Origin of the sequence: Pseudomonas sp. PSPC2-3 (genome assembly GCF_049898265.1) — a bacterium.
In the GTDB taxonomy this organism is placed as follows: domain Bacteria; phylum Pseudomonadota; class Gammaproteobacteria; order Pseudomonadales; family Pseudomonadaceae; genus Aquipseudomonas; species Aquipseudomonas veronii.
The window spans coordinates 15455-34927 of the sequence record NZ_JAFCXJ010000002.1 but is presented as its reverse complement, the minus strand read 5'-3'; the positions used below and the strand labels follow the sequence as shown (position 1 = coordinate 34927).

Annotated in this window: 13 protein-coding genes; 6 read left to right on the top strand and 7 right to left on the bottom strand. The window is 62.4% G+C overall.

Annotated elements, in window-relative coordinates; genetic code table 11:
* The first annotated feature begins 127 nt into the window (after window positions 1–127).
* Together ACP7E3_RS04095 and ACP7E3_RS04090 are read left to right on the top strand one after the other, a co-directional pair.
* Entirely contained in the window at window positions 128–2224 is a 2097-nt protein-coding gene (locus ACP7E3_RS04095; RefSeq protein ID WP_046383197.1) for a putative bifunctional diguanylate cyclase/phosphodiesterase, read from the top strand.
* Between the two features lie 54 nt (window positions 2225–2278).
* Entirely contained in the window at window positions 2279–3025 is a 747-nt protein-coding gene (locus tag ACP7E3_RS04090; RefSeq protein ID WP_017848441.1) for an SDR family oxidoreductase, read from the top strand.
* 12 nt (window positions 3026–3037) lie between these two features.
* Here ACP7E3_RS04090 and ACP7E3_RS04085 read toward each other — a convergent pair whose 3' ends face one another.
* The 5 genes from ACP7E3_RS04085 to ACP7E3_RS04065 form a co-directional block, all read right to left on the bottom strand.
* Window positions 3038–3502, bottom strand: coding sequence for a hypothetical protein (locus tag ACP7E3_RS04085; RefSeq protein WP_426122357.1), 465 nt, complete (start codon window positions 3500–3502; stop codon window positions 3038–3040).
* A gap of 69 nt (window positions 3503–3571) precedes the next feature.
* Window positions 3572–4981, bottom strand: coding sequence for a GntR family transcriptional regulator MpaR (gene mapR, locus ACP7E3_RS04080; RefSeq protein WP_017848443.1), 1410 nt, complete (start codon window positions 4979–4981; stop codon window positions 3572–3574).
* A gap of 94 nt (window positions 4982–5075) precedes the next feature.
* Window positions 5076–6491, bottom strand: a complete 1416-nt coding sequence (gene ccoG / locus ACP7E3_RS04075; protein WP_046383199.1) for a cytochrome c oxidase accessory protein CcoG — start codon at window positions 6489–6491, stop codon at window positions 5076–5078.
* A 184-nt stretch (window positions 6492–6675) separates the two neighbouring features.
* The gene (locus ACP7E3_RS04070; RefSeq protein WP_017848445.1) at window positions 6676–6915 is read right to left on the bottom strand and encodes a DUF3203 family protein; all 240 of its coding nucleotides are present in this window, start codon (window positions 6913–6915) and stop codon (window positions 6676–6678) included.
* 13 nt (window positions 6916–6928) lie between these two features.
* Entirely contained in the window at window positions 6929–7096 is a 168-nt protein-coding gene (locus ACP7E3_RS04065; RefSeq protein ID WP_164887046.1) for a hypothetical protein, read from the bottom strand.
* A gap of 206 nt (window positions 7097–7302) precedes the next feature.
* Here ACP7E3_RS04065 and ACP7E3_RS04060 point away from each other — a divergent pair, with 206 nt between their 5' ends.
* From ACP7E3_RS04060 to ACP7E3_RS04045, 4 genes are all read left to right on the top strand, one after another.
* Window positions 7303–9291 (top strand): alpha-1,4-glucan--maltose-1-phosphate maltosyltransferase, encoded by a 1989-nt coding sequence (locus ACP7E3_RS04060; RefSeq protein WP_046383200.1) that lies wholly within the window; start codon window positions 7303–7305, stop codon window positions 9289–9291.
* A 145-nt stretch (window positions 9292–9436) separates the two neighbouring features.
* On the top strand, window positions 9437–12784 hold the full coding sequence (treS, locus tag ACP7E3_RS04055; protein ID WP_169882003.1) for a maltose alpha-D-glucosyltransferase: 3348 nt from the start codon (window positions 9437–9439) through the stop codon (window positions 12782–12784).
* Window positions 12781–15018: a 1,4-alpha-glucan branching protein GlgB gene (gene glgB, locus ACP7E3_RS04050; protein ID WP_426122354.1), complete on the top strand. Its 2238-nt coding sequence runs from the start codon at window positions 12781–12783 to the stop codon at window positions 15016–15018. The genes treS and glgB overlap by 4 nt, the downstream gene beginning before the upstream one ends.
* 51 nt (window positions 15019–15069) lie before the next feature.
* Window positions 15070–16236, top strand: a complete 1167-nt coding sequence (locus tag ACP7E3_RS04045) for a GGDEF domain-containing protein (RefSeq protein ID WP_057005257.1) — start codon at window positions 15070–15072, stop codon at window positions 16234–16236.
* A gap of 3 nt (window positions 16237–16239) precedes the next feature.
* Here ACP7E3_RS04045 and ACP7E3_RS04040 read toward each other — a convergent pair whose 3' ends face one another.
* Both ACP7E3_RS04040 and ACP7E3_RS04035 read right to left on the bottom strand, forming a co-directional pair.
* Window positions 16240–18426 (bottom strand): GAF domain-containing protein, encoded by a 2187-nt coding sequence (locus ACP7E3_RS04040; RefSeq protein ID WP_426122351.1) that lies wholly within the window; start codon window positions 18424–18426, stop codon window positions 16240–16242.
* A 158-nt stretch (window positions 18427–18584) separates the two neighbouring features.
* Window positions 18585–19439, bottom strand: coding sequence for a CAP domain-containing protein (locus tag ACP7E3_RS04035; RefSeq protein WP_104903071.1), 855 nt, complete (start codon window positions 19437–19439; stop codon window positions 18585–18587).
* Window positions 19440–19473: the final 34 nt, after the last annotated feature.

Genomic DNA, 19473 nt, shown 5'->3' with positions numbered 1-19473 from the left:
ATTGACCTCAAAATGCCGGTGCTGGTCCTATTATAATTAATCGCCTGTTCAATAATTATTCTCGCTACAATCCGCGGCTTTGCCACCCGGGGCGGGTGTTTACAACCCGTCGCTCTCGAGAAGTTCCATGCTCATCGGTAGTTATTCTCCCTCTCTGGTCGTGATCTCCCTGTTCGTCGCGGTGCTTGCTTCCTACACCGCGCTCGACCTCTCCGGTCGCATTGCCACGGCCAAGGGTCGCGCCATCTACTTGTGGATGCTGGGCGGGGCATTGGCCATGGGCGTGGGCGTGTGGTCCATGCACTTTATCGGCATGTTGGCGCTCAGGCTGCCGTTTGCCCTGGGTTTTGACCTGGACATTACCGCGTTGTCGCTGTTGATCGCGGTGTTGTCCTGCGGCTTTGCCTTGTGGCTGGTCAGCCAGCAGCGCCTGCCTATGTGGCAACTGGGGTTTGGCGCGCTGATCATGGGCGCCGGCATCAGCAGCATGCATTACACCGGCATGGCCGCGATGCGGATGCTGCCGGGCATCGATTACGACCCCGCGTTGTTTGGCGCCTCGTTGCTGATCGCGGTGGCGGCGTCTGGCGCGGCACTGTGGATCGCCTTCAATCTGCGGCGCAACACGCCTTATGTGCGTCTGGCGCGCGGTGGCGCCGCCGTGGTGATGGGCGTGGCCATCGTCGGCATGCACTACACCGGCATGGCGGCGGCGCGTTTTGCCGACGACAGTTTCTGCGGCGCCGCGCTGACCGGCTTGAGCGGCAAGGGCCTGGATAACCTGGTGTTGGTCACCAGCCTGGCCGTGCTGGTTATCGCGCTGCTCACGTCGTTGCTCGACGCGCGCCTGGAGGCGCGTACCGCGGTGCTGGCCGACTCGCTGACGTTGGCCAATCAGGAACTGACCCACCTGGCCCTGCACGACACCCTGACCGGCCTGCCCAATCGCACCCTGCTCGCCGACCGGATTCAGCAAGCCATGCAGGCGGTGAAAGAGCAGGGCGGTTGCCTGGCCCTGATGTTTATCGACCTGGACGGCTTCAAGCCGGTCAACGATGCCTTCGGCCATCACATGGGCGACCAGTTGTTGCGCGAAGTCAGCCAGCGCCTGCGTGAAGATCTGCGCAGCCAGGACACCCTGGCGCGCATCGGCGGAGATGAGTTTGTGCTGCTGGTGCAACTGACGCAGCCCAATGATGCCCTGGGCCTTGCCGAACGCCAGGTGGTGCTGATCAATCGCGCGTTCCAGGTGGCCGAACACGTGCTGAAAATTTCAGCCAGCGTGGGTATCGCGATGTTCCCGGGCAACGGCAGTACGCCCCAGGAACTGCTGATGAACGCCGACGCCGCGATGTACCACGCCAAGGGCATGGGCAAGAATGGCTACAGCTTCTTCGATGTGTCGATGAACTCTAACGCGCGCAAGCAACTGCAGTTGTTGCAGGACTTGCGCAACGCAGTCGAGCAGCAGCAGTTCCGCTTGTACTACCAGCCCAAGTTCGACGCCGTCAGCGGTGCCCCGATAGGCGCCGAAGCCTTGCTGCGCTGGGAGCATCCGCAAGAGGGCTTGTTGCTGCCGGCGGCCTTTATCGAGCTGGCGGAAAAGACCGGGCTGATCATTCCGATTGGCGAGTGGGTGCTCGACGAAGCCTGCCGTCAGATGCGCGTGTGGTACGCCCAGGGTTATGAAGACTGGCGAATCGCGGTGAACCTGTCGGCGTTGCAGTTTTGCCACGCCGGCCTGGTCAAGAGTGTCGCCGCCGCGTTGGATCGCCACCAGTTGCCGGCCAACAGCCTGACGCTGGAGATTACCGAAACCACCGCCATGAGCGATGCCGATGCGAGCATGACGGTGTTGCAGCAGCTGTCGGAAATGGGGGTCGATCTGTCCATCGATGACTTCGGCACCGGCTATTCCAGCCTGATGTACCTCAAGCGCCTGCCGGCCAACGAACTGAAGATCGACCGTGGCTTTGTGCGAGACTTGGAACACGACGGCGACGACGCCGCCATTGTCTCGGCCATCGTCGCCCTGGGCCAGGCTCTTGGGCTGCGGATTGTCGCCGAAGGGGTGGAAACCGATGTCCAGCAGAGCTTCCTCACCCGCCTGGGGTGCAACGCGTTGCAGGGCTATTTGCTCGGGCATCCGTTACCGGCGGATGGCTTCATGGCCGACATCCTGCGTGCACAAGCAGCGCTGGCGCCTGACAAGCAGCGTGCTTGACGGGTATTCTTGGGGCCAACTCTAAACATTTGGTTGATTCAGGAGAGCGTAGGCATGGACAAAGTCCTCATCATCACCGGGGGCGGTCGTGGGATTGGCGCCGCGACGGCATTGCTGGCGGCTCGCCAGGGCTATCGCATTTGCATCAACTTCCAGTCGGACGAAGAGGCCGCTCATCGCGTGCTCGACCAGGTCCGCGCGCTGGGTGCCCAGGCCATTGCGGTGCGCGCCGATGTGAGCATCGAGGATGAGGTGATCGCGCTGTTCCATCGTGTTGACAACGAGTTGGGGCGGGTGACGGCACTGGTCAACAATGCCGGCACTGTGGGGCATAAATCCCGTGTCGATGAAATGTCCGAGTTCCGCATTCTGAAGATCATGAAGACCAACGTGCTCGGCCCGATTCTGTGCGCCAAGCACGCGGTGCTGCGTATGTCGCCCCGGCATGGCGGGCAGGGCGGCAGCATCGTCAATGTGTCGTCGGTGGCGGCGCGCCTCGGTTCGCCGGGTGAATATGTCGACTACGCCGCCTCCAAGGGCGCGCTGGACAGCTTTACCATCGGGTTGGCGAAGGAAGTGGCGGGCGAGGGCATTCGTGTCAACGCGGTGCGCCCCGGCTATATCTACACCGACTTCCATGCCCTGAGCGGTGATCCGGACCGGGTCAGTAAGCTGGAGTCCGGGATTCCCATGGCCCGTGGCGGCCGGCCGGACGAGGTGGCGGAGGCGATTGTCTGGTTGTTGTCGGACAAGGCGTCCTATGCCACCGGGACGTTCGTTGACCTGGGCGGCGGTCGTTGAGGCCCTCGGCCTTCAGCTCGGCAGATGGCGCAGCACTTCATAGCCTTTAAAGGAAAACGCCTTGAGCCGGCTGGCTTCGGAGTTTTCCAGCGTGCTGTAGCCGTCGTTGAAGAAACCGTCGATACGCCCGTTGCGGGCATGGCTGCCATTCAAGGTGCGGTCGTCAAGGTTGTCGAGAAACTGCAGCACTTTTTCCAGGTTGTAAGCCGCGTCAGCACGCGCATCCGGGTCTGCGTTGGATGGGGTCCAGTCACCGACCTGCTGCTTAAGATCATCAGCGATCGCGTAACTGTCGCGGCCTTGCAGGAAGTGCGTCATGACCGGGCTCTGGTCGATGATCTGCTGTGCCGAGCGCAGGTCGCCGGCCGGTCGGTCCAGCGGAGCGTACATCCCGCGAACCTGCTTTTGTTCGACGGCACGCATGTAGTTGGGCGGGATGGGCAGGGGTGCAGGCCTTGGGGGGACAGAAACGCTCATAGGAAACCTCCGGTTCGAACCAGGAATAGTGAGTGTCCTGTGTGGTACGTGCGTCGATCTGGTTCCGCGTCAAAACGAGCGCACAATGCGTCCCAACGTCTCCATCGCTTTTTCCGATGCTTCCGACCACGGGCTGCCGTAGTTCAGGCGGATACAGTTCCTGAAACGCTGGGTCGCCGAAAAAATCGGCCCCGGCGCGATACTGATGCCCTGGGCCAAGGCCATCTGGAACAACTTCAATGAATCCGTCTGCTCCGGCAATTCCAGCCAGAGGAAATACCCGCCGGCCGGCTGGCTGACCCGCGTCTGCGCCGGAAAATACCGGGCGATGGCCGCAAGCATGGCGCTTTGCTGTTCTTCCAGGGCGTAGCGCAATTTGCGCAAGTGCCGGTCATAGCCGCCATGTTGCAGGTAGTCGGCAATCGCCGCCTGGGCGGGCATCGACGGGCACAACGAGGTCATCAGCTTCAAACGCTCGACCTTCTGCGCATAGCGCCCGGCCGCCACCCAGCCAATGCGATAACCCGGTGCGAGGCTCTTGGCGAAGGAGCCGCAGTGCATCACCAGGCCCTCGGTGTCGAAGGCCTTGGCGGGTTTCGGTGCCTGTTGTCCGTAGTACAACTCTGCGTAGACGTCGTCCTCGATCAACGGCACCTGATGGCGGCGCAGCAGCTCCACCAATTCCTGTTTCTTCGCTTCCGGCAGCGTGGCGCCCATGGGGTTCTGGAAACTGGTCATGGTCCAACAGGCTTTGATCGGGTAGCGCTCCAGGCTTTGCGCCAGGGCGTTGAGGTCGATGCCGTCACGCGGATGCACGGGGATTTCCACCGCTTTGAGTTTCAGGCGTTCGAGCACTTGCAGGCAGGCATAAAACGCCGGTGCTTCAATGGCCACCAGATCGCCCGGCTCGGTGACGGCCTGCAGGCACAGGTTCAGGGCTTCGAGGGCGCCGTTGGTGATCAGCAGCTCTTCCATCGGCAACATCAGGCCGCCGACCATATAACGCAGGGCAATCTGCCGGCGCAGTTGCGGGTTGCCCGGCGACATGTCGGTGACCACCAGGCGCGGGTCCATCTCACGGGCGGCGCTGGCCAGGGAGCGGGCCAGGCGGGGCAGCGGGAACAGCATCGGGCTGGGGAAGGCCGAGCCGAACGGCACGGTATTCGGGTCTTTGATGGACTCGAGTACCGAGAACACCAATTCGCTCACATCGACTTCGGTGGACTCATGCACGTGTTCACTCACCACCGGTTCGGAGAACGGGCTGGGCGCATGGGTGTTGACGAAGTAGCCGGAACGCGGTCGTGCCCGGATCAGGCCGCGGCGTTCCAGCAGGTAGTACGCCTGGAACACCGTGGACGGGCTGACGCCGTAGGTCTGGCTGGCATAGCGCACCGAAGGCACTCGCTGGCCAGGGCCGAGCACGCCGGAGCGGATCAGTTCTGCGATGTCGTCGGCGAATTTTTCGTAGCGTTTCATGGTAGCCAAATTAATCTTCTCAAGATGTACGCAGGGCGAAATGTGGCCGCCGGCTTAGCGGCTGCCACATTTGATCTCTTATGCCGGCCAACCCTCAGCGGTTCAACGGTGCCACGAAACGGCTGTCGGCAGCGCTGTAGACCCATGGTTCGTCGACGTCGGTGACCTTGAAGCGCAGGATCTGCGAACTGCTCGCCGGCTTGTCCGCCAGCAACGCCACCGACACCGGCACGTCGCTGATTTCCCCCGGGGCCAGGCTGATCTGGGTCTTGCCTTGCAGCTGGAAGCCTTCGCCATCCACCAGTTCCAGGCGGTAGTCCTGGGGTTGCTGGGTCTTGTTGATGACCTTGAGGCTGTAGATGTTTTCGATCAGGCCCTGGCTGTTTTCGCGGAACATACCGCGGTCCTTGGTCACGTCCAGCGACACCATCGGCCGTTGCACCAGTGCCACGACCAACGCCGCGATCATCACCAGCAGCACCGCACTGTAGCCGATCAGGCGTGGTCTGAGCAGGTGGGTCTTGCCGCCTTGCAGTTGATGTTCGCTGGTGTAGCTCACCAGGCCGCGGGCGTACCCCATTTTGTCCATGATCGAGTCGCAGGCATCGATGCACGCCGCGCAGCCGATGCATTCCATTTGCAGGCCGTCGCGGATATCGATGCCGGTGGGGCACACTTGCACGCACAATTGGCAATCGATGCAGTCGCCGAGGCCGACGTCCGCCGGTTTGGCTTCACGCTTGCGCGGGCCGCGGTGTTCGCCACGGGCCGCATCGTAGGAGATGGTCAGCGTGTCTTTGTCGAACATCACGCTCTGGAACCGCGCATACGGGCACATGTGCATGCATACCGCTTCGCGCAGCCAGCCGGCGTTGAGGTAAGTGGCGGCGGTGAAAAACACCACCCAGAACAGGCTCACGCCGCCCATCTGCCAGGTCAGCAGTTCGCTGGCCAGCGGGCGAATGGGTGTGAAGTAACCGACAAAGGTCAACCCGGTCAGCACGCTGATACTCAGCCACAGCGTATGTTTGGCCGAGCGCCGTGCCAGTTTGTTCAGGCTCCAGGGTGCCGCTTGCAGCTTGATACGCTGGTTGCGCTCGCCTTCGGTGACTTTTTCGCACCACATGAACAGCCAGGTGAACGAGCTTTGCGGGCAGGTGTAGCCGCACCACACCCGGCCGGCGAACACGGTGATCGCAAACAGGCCGAAGGCGCAGATGATCAACAGCGCCGACAGCAGGATGAAGTCCTGCGGCCAGAACGTGGCGCCGAATATGTGGAACTTGCTTTCGGCCAGGTCCCACAGTACGGCCTGGCGACCGCCCCAGTTCAGCCACACCGTGCCGAAAAACGCCAGGAACAGAAAGCCTGCACCGGCCACGCGCAAGGTGCGGTACAGGCCGGTGAAGCTACGGGTATGGATCTGGTTATCGCTGGATTTGGCCGTCACCTTCTTCGGGTGCGCAGGCTCGTGGATTTCCACGGTTCGGACGGGGATCATTTCGCTCATGGTCGTTTGCTCATCAGCCTCCATCAGGCCGGTGAACTATGCTCGTCGTGCTGTTTGCATAACAGACTCAGGTGTGGCGATAAAAAGCGGATCAGATGCGCTGCAAAGGCCCTGCTGCGACAATGTGCTGCACCCCGTGGCGCCTGGGGCGCAGCTCGATTCAGCGTGTGCTGATACAGATCAATCAAATCACCGAATCACTGTCGCTGGCCTTCAGGTGTTTGCGCCCATCCTGGGCGCCGGCGACGGTCAGCGCGTCGGCCTCGACCTCGGTGATGTAGATCCGGTCGTCGTTCAGCGCCACAAAAGACATGGATTTTTCGCTGTCGGTACTGACGGTGACCTGGGACGCCGGCAGGCTTTGTTCCTGGCCGTTGTCATCGACCGTGAAGTAGCAGATCTGGTTTTCGATACGTACAGGCATGGTGAACTCCTTGTCATCGTCTGGTGATGGTGAGGGGATAGCATTGGGCTGAGGGTTCCTCCACCCGCACGGGCGGGTCTTGCGGCGGTTCCTCCTCAGGCGGCGCGGCCGGTTCGGTGGGCGGCAGGGTCGGCTTGTCGATATTCGGATCGGGCGTTTGCGCGGGAATCGGGATATTCATCGGTGTGGCCTCCTTTGTGCTTTGCTCTATCGGTGGACAGCCGCCCGGGGGAATTGATTCCCCCCCGTCGATGGCGGCACATCCACCTGAACTTTTCACCCGGCCCCGGGCTCGGACCTTATGTGGTCCCGCTCAGGGAGAGCGGTGCCGTATCAGAATTCGGATCAAGCAAAGAGCGTCCACAGGGCGTAAGGGGAAGATGCTCGATGACTGCTGAAACACTGACTCCAGACGATTGTGTATTGCCGCTGTCCCAGGCGTTATTGCTGCCTCGCATAGCGATTGAAAGCACCATGCCGGTGATCGACGGCGGCGAATTTGCGGTCAAGGCCGTGGTGGGCCAACGCATCAATGTCACCAGTAAGGTGTTCGCCGACGGCCACGACACGCTTGCGGTGCTGATCCGCTGGCGCGCCTTGCACGATGAAAGCTGGCACAGCGAGGTCATGGCCGATATCGGCAACGACGGTTGGGAGGGCGCGTTTACCGTCACCGCCCAAGGGCCCCATGAATATTGCATCGAAGCCTGGATCGATACCTTTGCCAGCTTCTGCTACGAACTGCGCAAGAAACATGAGGCTGGCGTGCCGGTCAGCCTTGAGTTGCAGGAAGGCCGCAGCCTGGTGCTGCTGGCCGCCGAGCGCAGTGACAGTGAGCTGCGCGAGCGCCTGATGCGCTTGCACCACGAGCTCTCTGGCCTGCTGGAAACCGAGCAGGTTGCGCTGTTCCTGCACGAAGACAGTGCGTACCTGATGACCCGGGCTGATCACCGCGCCTATTTGAGCATCAGTCCCGCGTACCCGCTCGACGTGGAGCGCGAGCGTGCGCAGTTTGCCAGTTGGTATGAGCTGTTTCCGCGCTCTATCACCGATCATCCAGCGCGTCACGGTACGTTCCTCGACGTGCATTCGCGGCTGTCGATGATCCATGACATGGGGTTCGACGTGCTGTACTTCCCGCCGATCCACCCCATCGGCCGCAGCCACCGTAAAGGCAAAAACAATGCCTTGAGGGCCGAGCAGCACGATCCGGGCAGCCCCTACGCGATCGGCAGCGAGGAGGGCGGCCACGACGCGATTCATCCGCAACTGGGCAGCCGCGATGATTTTCGGCGCCTGGTCAAGGCCGCCGCCGACCATGGCCTGGAAGTCGCCCTGGACTTCGCCATTCAGTGCTCCCAGGACCACCCGTGGCTCAAGCAGCACCCGGGCTGGTTCAACTGGCGCCCGGACGGCACGATCAAATACGCGGAAAACCCGCCGAAAAAGTACCAGGACATCGTCAACGTCGATTTCTACGCCGCCGATGCGATCCCCAGCCTATGGACTGAACTGCGTGACATCGTGCTCGCTTGGGTCGAGGAGGGCGTGAAGACATTCCGCGTCGATAACCCTCACACCAAGCCGCTGCCATTCTGGCAATGGCTGATCAGCGATGTGCGGTCCAAGTACCCGGAGGTGATCTTCCTCGCCGAAGCATTCACCACCCCGGCGATGATGGCGCGCCTGGGCAAGGTCGGTTACTCCCAGAGCTACACCTATTTCACCTGGCGCAACACCAAGGCCGAGCTGAGCGAGTACCTGGCGCAATTGAACGAGTCGCCCTGGCGCGAGTGCTACCGGCCGAACTTCTTCGTCAACACCCCGGACATCAACCCCGCTTTCCTGCATGAGTCCGGGCGCCCGGGTTTCTTGATCCGCGCCGCGCTGGCGAGCATGGGCTCGGGGTTGTGGGGCATGTATTCCGGCTTCGAACTGTGCGAAGCCGCGCCGGTGCCGGGCAAGGAAGAGTACCAGGACTCGGAAAAATACGAGATCCGCCCGCGGGACTTCACCGCACCCGGCAACATCATCGCCGAGATCGCCCAACTCAACCGCATCCGCCGGCAAAACCCGGCATTGCACACGCATCTGGGGCTGACGCTCTACAACGCCTGGAACGAGAACATCCTGTACTTCGGCAAGCGCAGCGAAGACGGCAGCAATTTCATCCTGGTGGCGGTCAACCTCGACCCATTCAATGCCCAGGAAGCGCAATTCGAATTGCCGCTGTGGGAGCTGGGCCTGCCGGACGACGCCCACACCCAGGGCGAAGATTTGATGAACGGCCATCGCTGGACGTGGTACGGCAAGACCCAATGGATGCGGCTGGAGCCGCAGATGCCGTTCGGGATCTGGCGCATCACCACGTACTAAGGAGCGACATGTGGGCGGGGGCTAGCTCCCGAAAGCGCTATGCCAGCCAATGGATCAAGTGACTGTCCTGCCGCTATCGGGCGCAAGCCCCCGCGCATCGACCCGCTTCAGTCTGCAAGAATCCTCGAGTTTTCAGGAGTTTCCAATGGCGAAGAAACCCAAGGCTGCCACCTTTATCAAAGACCCGCTGTGGTACAAGGACGCGGTGATCTATCAGGTTCACGTCAAATCCTATTTCGACTCCAATAACGACGGCATCGGTGACTTTCCCGGGCTGATCGCCAAACTCGACTACATCGCCGACCTCGGTGTGAACACCATCTGGCTCCTGCCGTTCTACCCCTCGCCACGTCGCGACGACGGTTATGACATCGCCGAGTACCGCGGCGTGCACAGCGACTACGGGACCATGGCCGACGCCCGGCGCTTTATCGCCGAAGCCCACCAACGCGGGCTGCGGGTGATCACCGAACTGGTGATCAACCACACCTCCGACCAGCACCCGTGGTTTCAGCGCGCACGCAAGGCCAAGCCCGGTTCGGCGGCGCGGGACTTCTACGTGTGGTCCGACGACGATCAGAAGTACGACGGCACGCGCGTCATCTTCCTCGATACCGAGAAGTCCAACTGGACCTGGGACCCGGTGGCCGGCCAGTACTTCTGGCACCGTTTCTATTCGCACCAGCCCGACCTCAACTTCGACAATCCGCAAGTGATGAAAGCCGTGCTGTCGGTGATGCGCTTCTGGCTCGACATGGGCATCGACGGCCTGCGCCTGGACGCGATCCCGTACCTGATCGAGCGCGACGGCACCAACAACGAAAACCTGCCGGAGACCCACGACGTCCTCAAGCAGATCCGCGCCGAGATCGACGCTCATTACCCCGACCGCATGCTGCTGGCCGAAGCCAACCAGTGGCCGGAAGACACGCAGATGTACTTCGGTGACAAAAAGGGCGACGACGGCGATGAATGCCACATGGCCTTTCACTTCCCGCTGATGCCGCGCATGTACATGGCGTTGGCCCAGGAGGACCGTTTCCCGATCACCGACATCCTGCGCCAGACCCCGGAAATCCCGGCCAATTGCCAATGGGCGATCTTCCTGCGCAACCACGATGAACTGACCCTGGAAATGGTCACCGACAAAGAACGCGACTACCTGTGGAACTACTACGCCGCCGACCGTCGCGCGCGGATCAACCTGGGCATTCGCCGGCGCCTGGCGCCGCTGATGGAGCGTGACCGGCGTCGCGTCGAACTGCTCAACAGCCTGCTGTTGTCGATGCCGGGCACGCCGACCCTGTATTACGGCGATGAAATCGGCATGGGCGACAACATCTACCTGGGCGACCGCGACGGCGTGCGAACGCCGATGCAGTGGTCCATCGACCGCAACGGCGGCTTTTCCCGCGCCGACCCGGCCAGCCTGGTGCTGCCGCCGATCATGGACGCGCAATACGGCTATCAGTCGGTCAACGTCGAAACCCAGGCCCAGGACCCGCATTCGCTGCTGAACTGGACCCGCCGCATGCTCGCGGTGCGCAAGCAGTCCAAGGCTTTCGGCCGGGGCAGCTTGAAGATGCTCTCGCCGAGCAACCGGCGCATCCTCGCCTATACCCGCGAATTCACCGGGGACGACGGCCGCACCGAGATCATCCTGTGCGTGGCCAACGTCTCGCGCAGCGCCCAGGCGGCCGAGTTGGACCTCTCGGCCTTCGCTGGCATGGTGCCGGTGGAGATGCTCGGCGGTAATGCGTTCCCGCCCATCGGCCAGTTGAATTTCCTGCTGACCCTGGCGCCGTATGGCTTCTATTGGTTCGTGCTGGCGGCGGAAAACCAGATGCCCAGCTGGCATGTGGAACCGGTGCAAAGCATGCCGGACTTCACCACCCTGGTTCTGAAAAAACGCATGGAGGAGCTGCTCGACGCACCGTGTCGCGCCGTCCTGGAGCACACCTCGCTGCCGGCCTGGCTGCCCAAGCGCCGCTGGTTCGCTGGCAAGGACACGGCCATCGACAGCGTGCATATCGCCTACGGCGTGCGGTTCGGCGACCTGCAGCACCCGGTGCTGCTCAGCGAAATCGAGGTGAGCGCCGGGGGGCAGGTCAGCCGTTACCAGTTGCCGTTCGGCTTTCTCGGCGAAGACCAGTTCACCAGCGCCTTGCCGCAACAACTGGCCCTGGCCCGTGTGCGGCGCGTGCGTCAGGTGGGGTTGGTGACCGATGCGTTCAGCCTGGAACACTTTATCCGCGCGGTGATCCAGGCCTTGCAGGCCGGCACCGTGTTGAACAGCAGCGAGGGCGAGCTGCGCTTTGAAGCCACGCCGCAGCTGGCCAGGCTGCCGCTGACCGATGAGTCGCCCGTGCGCTACCTGGCCGCCGAGCAGTCCAACAGCTCGGTGGTGGTGGGCGAGAGCCTGGTGCTCAAGTTGATCCGCAAGGTCAGCGCCGGGGTCCATCCGGAGCTGGAGATGAGCGCCTACCTGACCGCAGCCGGTTACCCGAACATTTCGCCGTTGCTCGGTTCGATGATTCGGCGTGACGGCCAGGGCCAGGACAACCTGTTGATGATTGCCCAGGGCTACCTGAGCAACCAGGGCGACGCCTGGGGCTGGACCCAGAACAACCTGGAGCGCGCGATCCGCGACGAACAGGCCGAAGCGATGTCCGAACAGGAGCAGCATTACAACGCCTTGGGCGAGCTGGCCGACTTTGCCGCTTTACTCGGGCAGCGCCTGGGTGAGATGCACGGCGTGCTGGCGGCGCCGACGGCCAACCCAGACTTCCAAGCCGAAGTCACCACCGCCAAGGATGCCGAGGCCTGGGCCAAGGACATCGCGGCGCAGATCGAGCGCGCCCTGCAATTGCTCAAACTGCATCAAAACCAATTGAACCCGGCCGATCAGGCGCGGGTCAGTGAATTGTTGGAGCAGAAAAAAGCCATCGGCGCTCAGGTCCGGGCGTTGGCGCTGGCCACGTTGGGCGGCTTGCGCATTCGCGTCCACGGTGACTTGCACCTGGGCCAGGTGCTGGTAGTGAAAGGCGACGCTTACCTGATCGACTTTGAAGGGGAACCGGCGCGGCCGCTGCACGAACGGCGCGGCAAGCACAGCCCGTATAAAGACGTCAGCGGCGTGCTGCGTTCGTTTGATTACGCGGCGGCCATGGCCCTGAATGTGCAAGGTGTGGACCACTCACCCGCAGCGGACGCGGCGCGCCAGCGTGTGACCGAGCGCTACCTGATTGAGGCGCGCCTGGCATTTATCAAGGCTTATCACGCGGCGACGGCTACACTGGCGCATGACTGGCAGGATGCCAAAGGCCAGGACGCAGCGCTGACCTTGTTCAGCCTGGAAAAGGCCGCGTATGAAGTGGCTTATGAAGCGGAAAACCGCCCGACCTGGCTGCCGGTGCCCTTGCAGGGTTTGCACGGTTTGCTCAGCGGGCTCATACCTGGATCGAAATCTGTACGCGGTGGGGAGACGTCATGAGTTTTACGAATAAAGAACCGCTGCAGCCGAAACTGACAGCAATGCCGGCGTCCAACGACGTCGAAGCGCTGGTGCGCGCCGAACACCATGATCCGTTCTCGATTCTCGGGCCCCATGATGACGAGCAGGGCGGCCAGTTTGTCCGTGCGTTCCTGCCCGAGGCCTTGAGTGTCCAGCTGCTGAGTCGCGACACTGGCGAGCCGATCGGCAGCCTCGACGCGACCCAGGTGCCGGGTCTGTTTATCGGGCATTTCAGCAGTCGCCAGGCCTACCTGTTGAAGATCCAATGGGCCGGTGGCGAACAGATCACCGAAGACCCTTACAGTTTCCAGCAACTGCTGCTGGGGGAAATGGACCTGTACCTGTTTGCCGAAGGCAATCACCGTGACCTCAGCAGTTGCCTGGGCGCCCAGTTGACCACGGTCGATGGCGTGCAGGGCGTGCGGTTTGCCGTGTGGGCACCGAACGCCCGGCGCGTGTCGGTGGTCGGTGACTTCAATATCTGGGACGGCCGCCGCCACCCGATGCGCCTGCGCCATCCGGCCGGTGTGTGGGAGATCTTTATCCCACGCTTGCAAGCGGGCGCGGCCTACAAATACGAGATTCTCGGGGCCCACGGCATTTTGCCGCTCAAGGCCGACCCGATGGCCCTGGCCACCCAGATGCCACCCGACACGGCATCGAAAGTCGCGTCGCCGTTGCTGGTCGACTGGCAGGATCACGCGTGGATGCAGGCGCGTGCGCAAAAGCAGAAGCCCACGGCGCCGCTGTCGATTTATGAGTTGCACCTGGGCTCCTGGCAGTGCGAACTGGACGAGGCCGGAGAGGTTTCGCGCCAGTACGGCTGGGGTGAACTGGCCGAGCGGCTGATTCCGTATGTGCAACAGCTGGGCTTTACCCATATCGAGCTGATGCCGATCATGGAACACCCGTTCGGCGGTTCCTGGGGCTATCAAGCGTTGTCCCAGTTCGCGCCGACTGCGCGCTTCGGTTCGCCGCAGGCATTCGCCGAGTTCGTCAATGCCTGTCACCAGGCCGACATCGGCGTGATCCTCGACTGGGTGCCGGCGCATTTTCCCACCGATGCCCACGGCCTCGCGCAATTCGATGGCACGGCGCTGTACGAATACGCCAACCCGCTGGAAGGCTTCCACCAGGATTGGGACACACTGATCTACAACCTGGGTCGCACCGAAGTACATGGCTTTATGCTGGCCTCGGCGCTGCATTGGCTCAAACACTTCCACGTCGATGGCCTGCGCGTCGATGCCGTGGCCTCGATGCTGTATCGCGACTATTCGCGCAAGGCCGGCGAATGGGTGCCCAACCGCCATGGCGGCCGCGAGAACCTCGAAGCCATCGACTTCCTGCGGCACTTGAACGACGTGGTCGCCCTCGAAGCCCCCGGCGCGCTGGTGATCGCCGAAGAATCCACGGCCTGGCCGGGCGTCAGCCAGCCAACCCAACAGGGCGGCCTGGGCTTCAACTACAAGTGGAACATGGGCTGGATGAACGATTCCCTGCATTACATCCAGCAAGACCCGGTGTACCGCGCCCACCATCACAATGAACTGAGTTTTGGCCTGGTGTATGCCTGGTCCGAGCGTTTCATCCTGCCGATCTCCCACGATGAAGTGGTCCACGGCAAGCACTCGCTGATCGACAAGATGCCCGGCGACCGCTGGCAGAAATTCGCCAACCTGCGCGCCTACCTGAGTTTCATGTGGACGCACCCGGGCAAGAAGCTGCTGTTCATGGGCTGCGAGTTCGGCCAATGGCGCGAGTGGAACCACGACCAGCAACTGGACTGGTACCTGCTGCAATACCCCGAACACCGTGGGGTGCAGAAGCTGGTGAGTGACTTGAATCGCCTGTACCGCGAGGAACCGGCCCTGTATGAACAGGACGACGCGCCCCAGGGCTTCCAGTGGCTGATCGGCGACGATGCGATCAACAGCGTCTACGCCTGGCTGCGCTGGAGCAAGGACGGCAGGCCGGTACTGGTGGTGGCCAACTTCACCCCGGTGCCCCGTGAAGCCTACAAGGTCGGCGTGCCGTTCGCCGGGCGTTGGAGCGAGGTGATCAACAGCGATGCGGACACGTATGCCGGTTCGAATTATGGCAATGGCGGAGGGGTCTTCACCGAGGATGAACCGCATCATGGTCAACCGGTATCGCTGTCGTTGAATCTGCCGCCATTGGGCGTGCTGATTTTGCGTCCGCAAGACAGTTAACGGCGCTAAGGTGCTGGCGTCTATTGTCCGCGCTAGTGGCAGGGTGCCACAATGGCACCTTTGTCGCGGCAGTTGAATCAGGCGGTTTTCATGAATGGCCTTGGGCATGAGCAAGACCAGGATTGCGTTATTGAGGGGCAGGTGCGAACCGACCGTTTGCATCAGCTGTTTCGTCAGTCATTTGCCGCCATTTTCGGCAGTTATTTCGCGGCGGCGATGCTTTGCTGGCTGTGTTGGGACCGTTTTGACCACCAGGTCATGCAGGTATGGCTGGCGGTGCTGGCGGCGTCATCGCTGCTGCGGGTGAAAATGTTCCTCGAGTGGTTTCGCAGCCCCCACAGCGAGCGCACGCCGGAACGCTGGGAGCGCCGTTACTGGCTCACCTTGATACTGTCCGCGAGCATCTGGGGCGCCGGTGCCTTTGCGGTAATGCCCAGCGACGACCGGATGTCCCAAGTACTGGTGATGTTGTTTACCGTGGGCATGTCCGTCAGCGCTGTCTCGTGCTATTCGGCCTATCGCTACATGACCATGGTGTCCATGGGCCTGGTGTTGCTGCCGTGTACGCTGTGGCTGCTGTTTCAGCCGTCATCGATGCAGGTCGGCGTGGCGATTGCGGTGCTGGTGTTTTCCTCGTTTGTGGTCAGTGCCACGCGCAAGTTGTCCGGCGCCCTGGAAAAAGCCTTCCGCCTGACCAGGCAGATGGAACGCGCCCACACTATTTCCGCGCGCGCCGCACAGACCGATGAACTCACCGGGCTGATGAACCGTCGCGCGTTTTTTGAACATGCACAATTGCTGTACGCGCAGTGCCGTCTCAACCGGCAGCCGCTGTGCGCGTTGATGATCGACATGGACCACTTCAAGCAAATCAACGATACCTACGGCCACCAGGCCGGCGACCAGGTATTGCGGCAGATCGGCGGAGTGATCACCGCGTCGTTTCGCCAGGCCGATGTGTACGGTCGCCTGGGGGGCGAGGAGTTTGCGGTGTTGCTGCCCAATACCTCGCTGGAAACCGCCCGGGGTATCGCTGAGCAGTTGATCAAGGCCATCTCCTGCATGGCTTCCGAACCTGTGCAGGGCATGACCGCCAGTCTCGGCGTGGCGTCGACCTGCACCTTGGATGGCGACCTGCACGCGTTGATGAACACCGCCGACAAGGCGCTGTACCGCGCCAAGGCCCTCGGCCGTAATCAAGTGGTCGTGGCGGAGTAGGGCTCAGTCCTTGAACATGGCCTTGGCCAGCACCCGCGCCACCTGGTCGGCGGAGTAGGGCTTGGCGAGGAACTCGAACCCTTCGTAGCCGCTTTCCGCGAGTTCTTCGCTGTAGCCGGAGGTGAGCACCACCGGCAGGTCGGCGCGACGTTGGCGCAGGAGCTTGGCCATCGCCACGCCGGTCATGCCCGGCATCACCACGTCGGAGAAAATCGCGTCGAAAGCCGCGGCATCCGGACCGGCCAGCGCCAGCGCCTGTTCGGCATCGGTCGCCCAAGTGGTCTGGTAACCGAGGTCCTGGAGGATCTGGTTGGCGAAACGGCCTACGTCCAGGTTGTCTTCCACGATCAGGATATTGCGCAGGCTCGTGTCGTGGGGCGGTGCCGGGTCACTAGGGGAGGGCTCGTGGCGGGCGTCCTCCGGCTCGACCTCGGGCAGGTACAGGGTAAACACCGTGCCCTGGCCAAGACGGCTGGCCACGTCGACATTGCCACCGGACTGCTTGGCGAAGCCGAACACCTGTGACAACCCCAGGCCCGTGCCTTTGCCCACGGCCTTGGTGGTAAAGAACGGCTCGAAAATGCGCTCGAACGTTTCCCCCGGAATGCCGCTGCCGGTGTCGGCCAGGGCCACCGTGACAAACGGCTGGCAGGCTTGGGCATCGCCCCGGATGCGCGGCATCGCGTCCACCGTGCCCACGCGCAGGGTCAGGGTGCCCTGGCCGTCCATGGCATCGCGGGCGTTGAGTGCGATATTGATCAGCGCGGTTTCGAACTGGCTCGAGTCGACCCGGACATGGCACGGCCGCTCGGGCAATTGAACCTGCACATGAATACGCGCACCGGTGACACTCTCGAGCATCTCGCCAATGTCCTTGACCCGCTGCGCTACATCGAAGACTTCCGGGTTCAGCGGTTGGCGGCGCGCGAACGCAAGCAACTGGCTGGTCAACTTGCTGGCGCGCTCGACGGTGTCCGACACTGCGCGCATGTAGCGTTGGCGCCGTTCTTCGGGCAGCCCGGGCTGACGCAAAAAGTCCACCGACGAACGAATGATGGTCAGCAGGTTGTTGAAGTCATGGGCCACGCCGCCGGTCAATTGGCCGATGGCTTCGAGTTTCTGCGATTGACGCAACGCCGCTTCGGCCTGGGCCAGCGCAGCGGTGCGTTCTTCCACACGCTGCTCGAGGGTGGCGTTCAATTCGGTAAAGGCCGCCAACCCTTCGCGCACGGCGGCATCGGCGCGCACCCGTTCGATGTGCGCCCAGGACCGCTCGGTGACTTCGGCCAACAGCGCCAGGTCATACGGCGACCAGGTCCGCTCTGCTGTGCTGTGAACCGCCATCAAGGCCGTAAGGCGACCGTGTTTGATCAGTGGTATGCAGATCGTGGCGGTGATGCCCAGGGCCTGGAACGCCGCGGCTTCCTGTGCGGGCAGTTCGAGCCGGTTATTGCCGATCACCAGCGGCTCACCGGCCCGCAGGCACTTGACCGCGGTTTGCCCGAAGGCCTGCAGGCGGTAGTGGCCGACGATGCTGGGCGAGCCGGGAGCCGTGCAGTTGTCACGGATGGTGAAGCCGTCTTCATCGGCGTCCATATCGGCGTAGGCGCAGATGGACACTTGCAGGTGCTGCGCCAGCAGGTGCGTGGTGGCGGTCATGATGGCTTCGGCATCGGTGGCATTGGCGACCGTGCTGCCGATGGTATCCAGCACCGCAAGGCGGCGCGAAAGGAACACCGTGGCGGTGGTTTCGGTCACGGTGTCGAGCATGCCGACGACGTGGCCCCGCGGGTCGCGGATCGGGCTATAGCAGAACGTGAAGTACGCTTGTTCCGGCGCCGCGCCGCGTTCGATCACCAGCGGGAAGTTTTCGATATAGGTCGCATGGCCCTGGAAAGCCGCATCGGCGATGGGGCTGATGTCGTCCCAGACCTCGCTCCAGATCTCGCTGAACGGACGCCCCAGGGCATAGGGTTTATTGCCCAGTATCGGAATGAATGCGTCGTTATAGAGGGTCGTCAATTGAGGCCCCCACACGATGGCTTGGGGGAAACTTGAAGCAAAGCACAGCGCCACGGTGGTCTTGAGCACATCCGGCCAGTGTTCCAGCGGACCCAGGGGCGTACTGGCCCAGTCGTGCTGGCGTACCCGCTCGGCCATGTCGCTGCTGCTTTGCAGCCAATTCATCATCGGGTGAACACCTTGTTTGCCACGGTCTGTTTGGATGCCTGATGCGTCAGGCCAATAAGCAACAGACAGAAATGATTGCTGCCGGTTCAGCGCAATTATCCATGAGATGGCACTTTGATGCTTCACCCGCTGGGATAGATCTCATCGCGGGTGTTCACTTACTGTTGTGTTCCGAACACCGCTGTCCAATAAATGCCTGCATCGCTCTTCGGGTCCATGGCGTAGGCGGCGCCCAATTCACGGAATTGCGGGTTCATCAGGTTGGCGCAATGGCCGGGGCTGGCGAGCCAGCCGTCCACCACTTTGCGCGGGGTGTCGAGGCCGGCCGCGATGTTTTCGCCGATGTTCTTCGCGCTGTACCCGGCCAGCTCGGCACGGTCGCCCGGGGTGCGGCCATCGTGGTCCAGATGGTCGAAGAAATTGCCGTTGGCCATGTTGCGTGTGTGGCTGTTGGCGGCACTGGCCAAGGTGTCGTTCCACGACAGTGGCGTGGTCGCGGTGAACGCCTGGGGACCGCATTGGCGCGGTTGTGTGCGGGCGGCGTTGATCAGGTTCAGCAATTGCCTGCCTTCGGTCTGCCAATCGCCCAGGCCGCTGGACAGCAGCGGGCGGGCGAGCACGATGCGCCAGTCCTGGCCGCTGTTGCTCACGCCGATGTCGACGAATTGCGGGTCCAGCACCACGCGGCAGAAACTCTCGCGCACGGCTTTCATGGCCGCCTGGGCATCCTTGGGCCCGGACAGGCTGATTGCCTGCACGTTGACCATCGGGTACGCCGCGCGGGCCAGGGCCTGCTGCAAGTCGCCGACATTACTGGCCGGCAGCACCAGGCGCGTATCGCTGGCCAGCGGTGGCAGTTCCTGGGAACCTTGGTCGCCGCAGCGTTGCACCTGGCTGCGGTAAGCGTTGATCTGTTGCACCAACTGACTTTCTTCATTCGCCATCGCGCTGGCGCAGAACACCAGGCTGGCGGCCAGCGTCGTCAGACCCATCATCAATGACAGCACGCGCATGGACGTTACCCTTGAACTTGAAAGTGCCCATGAT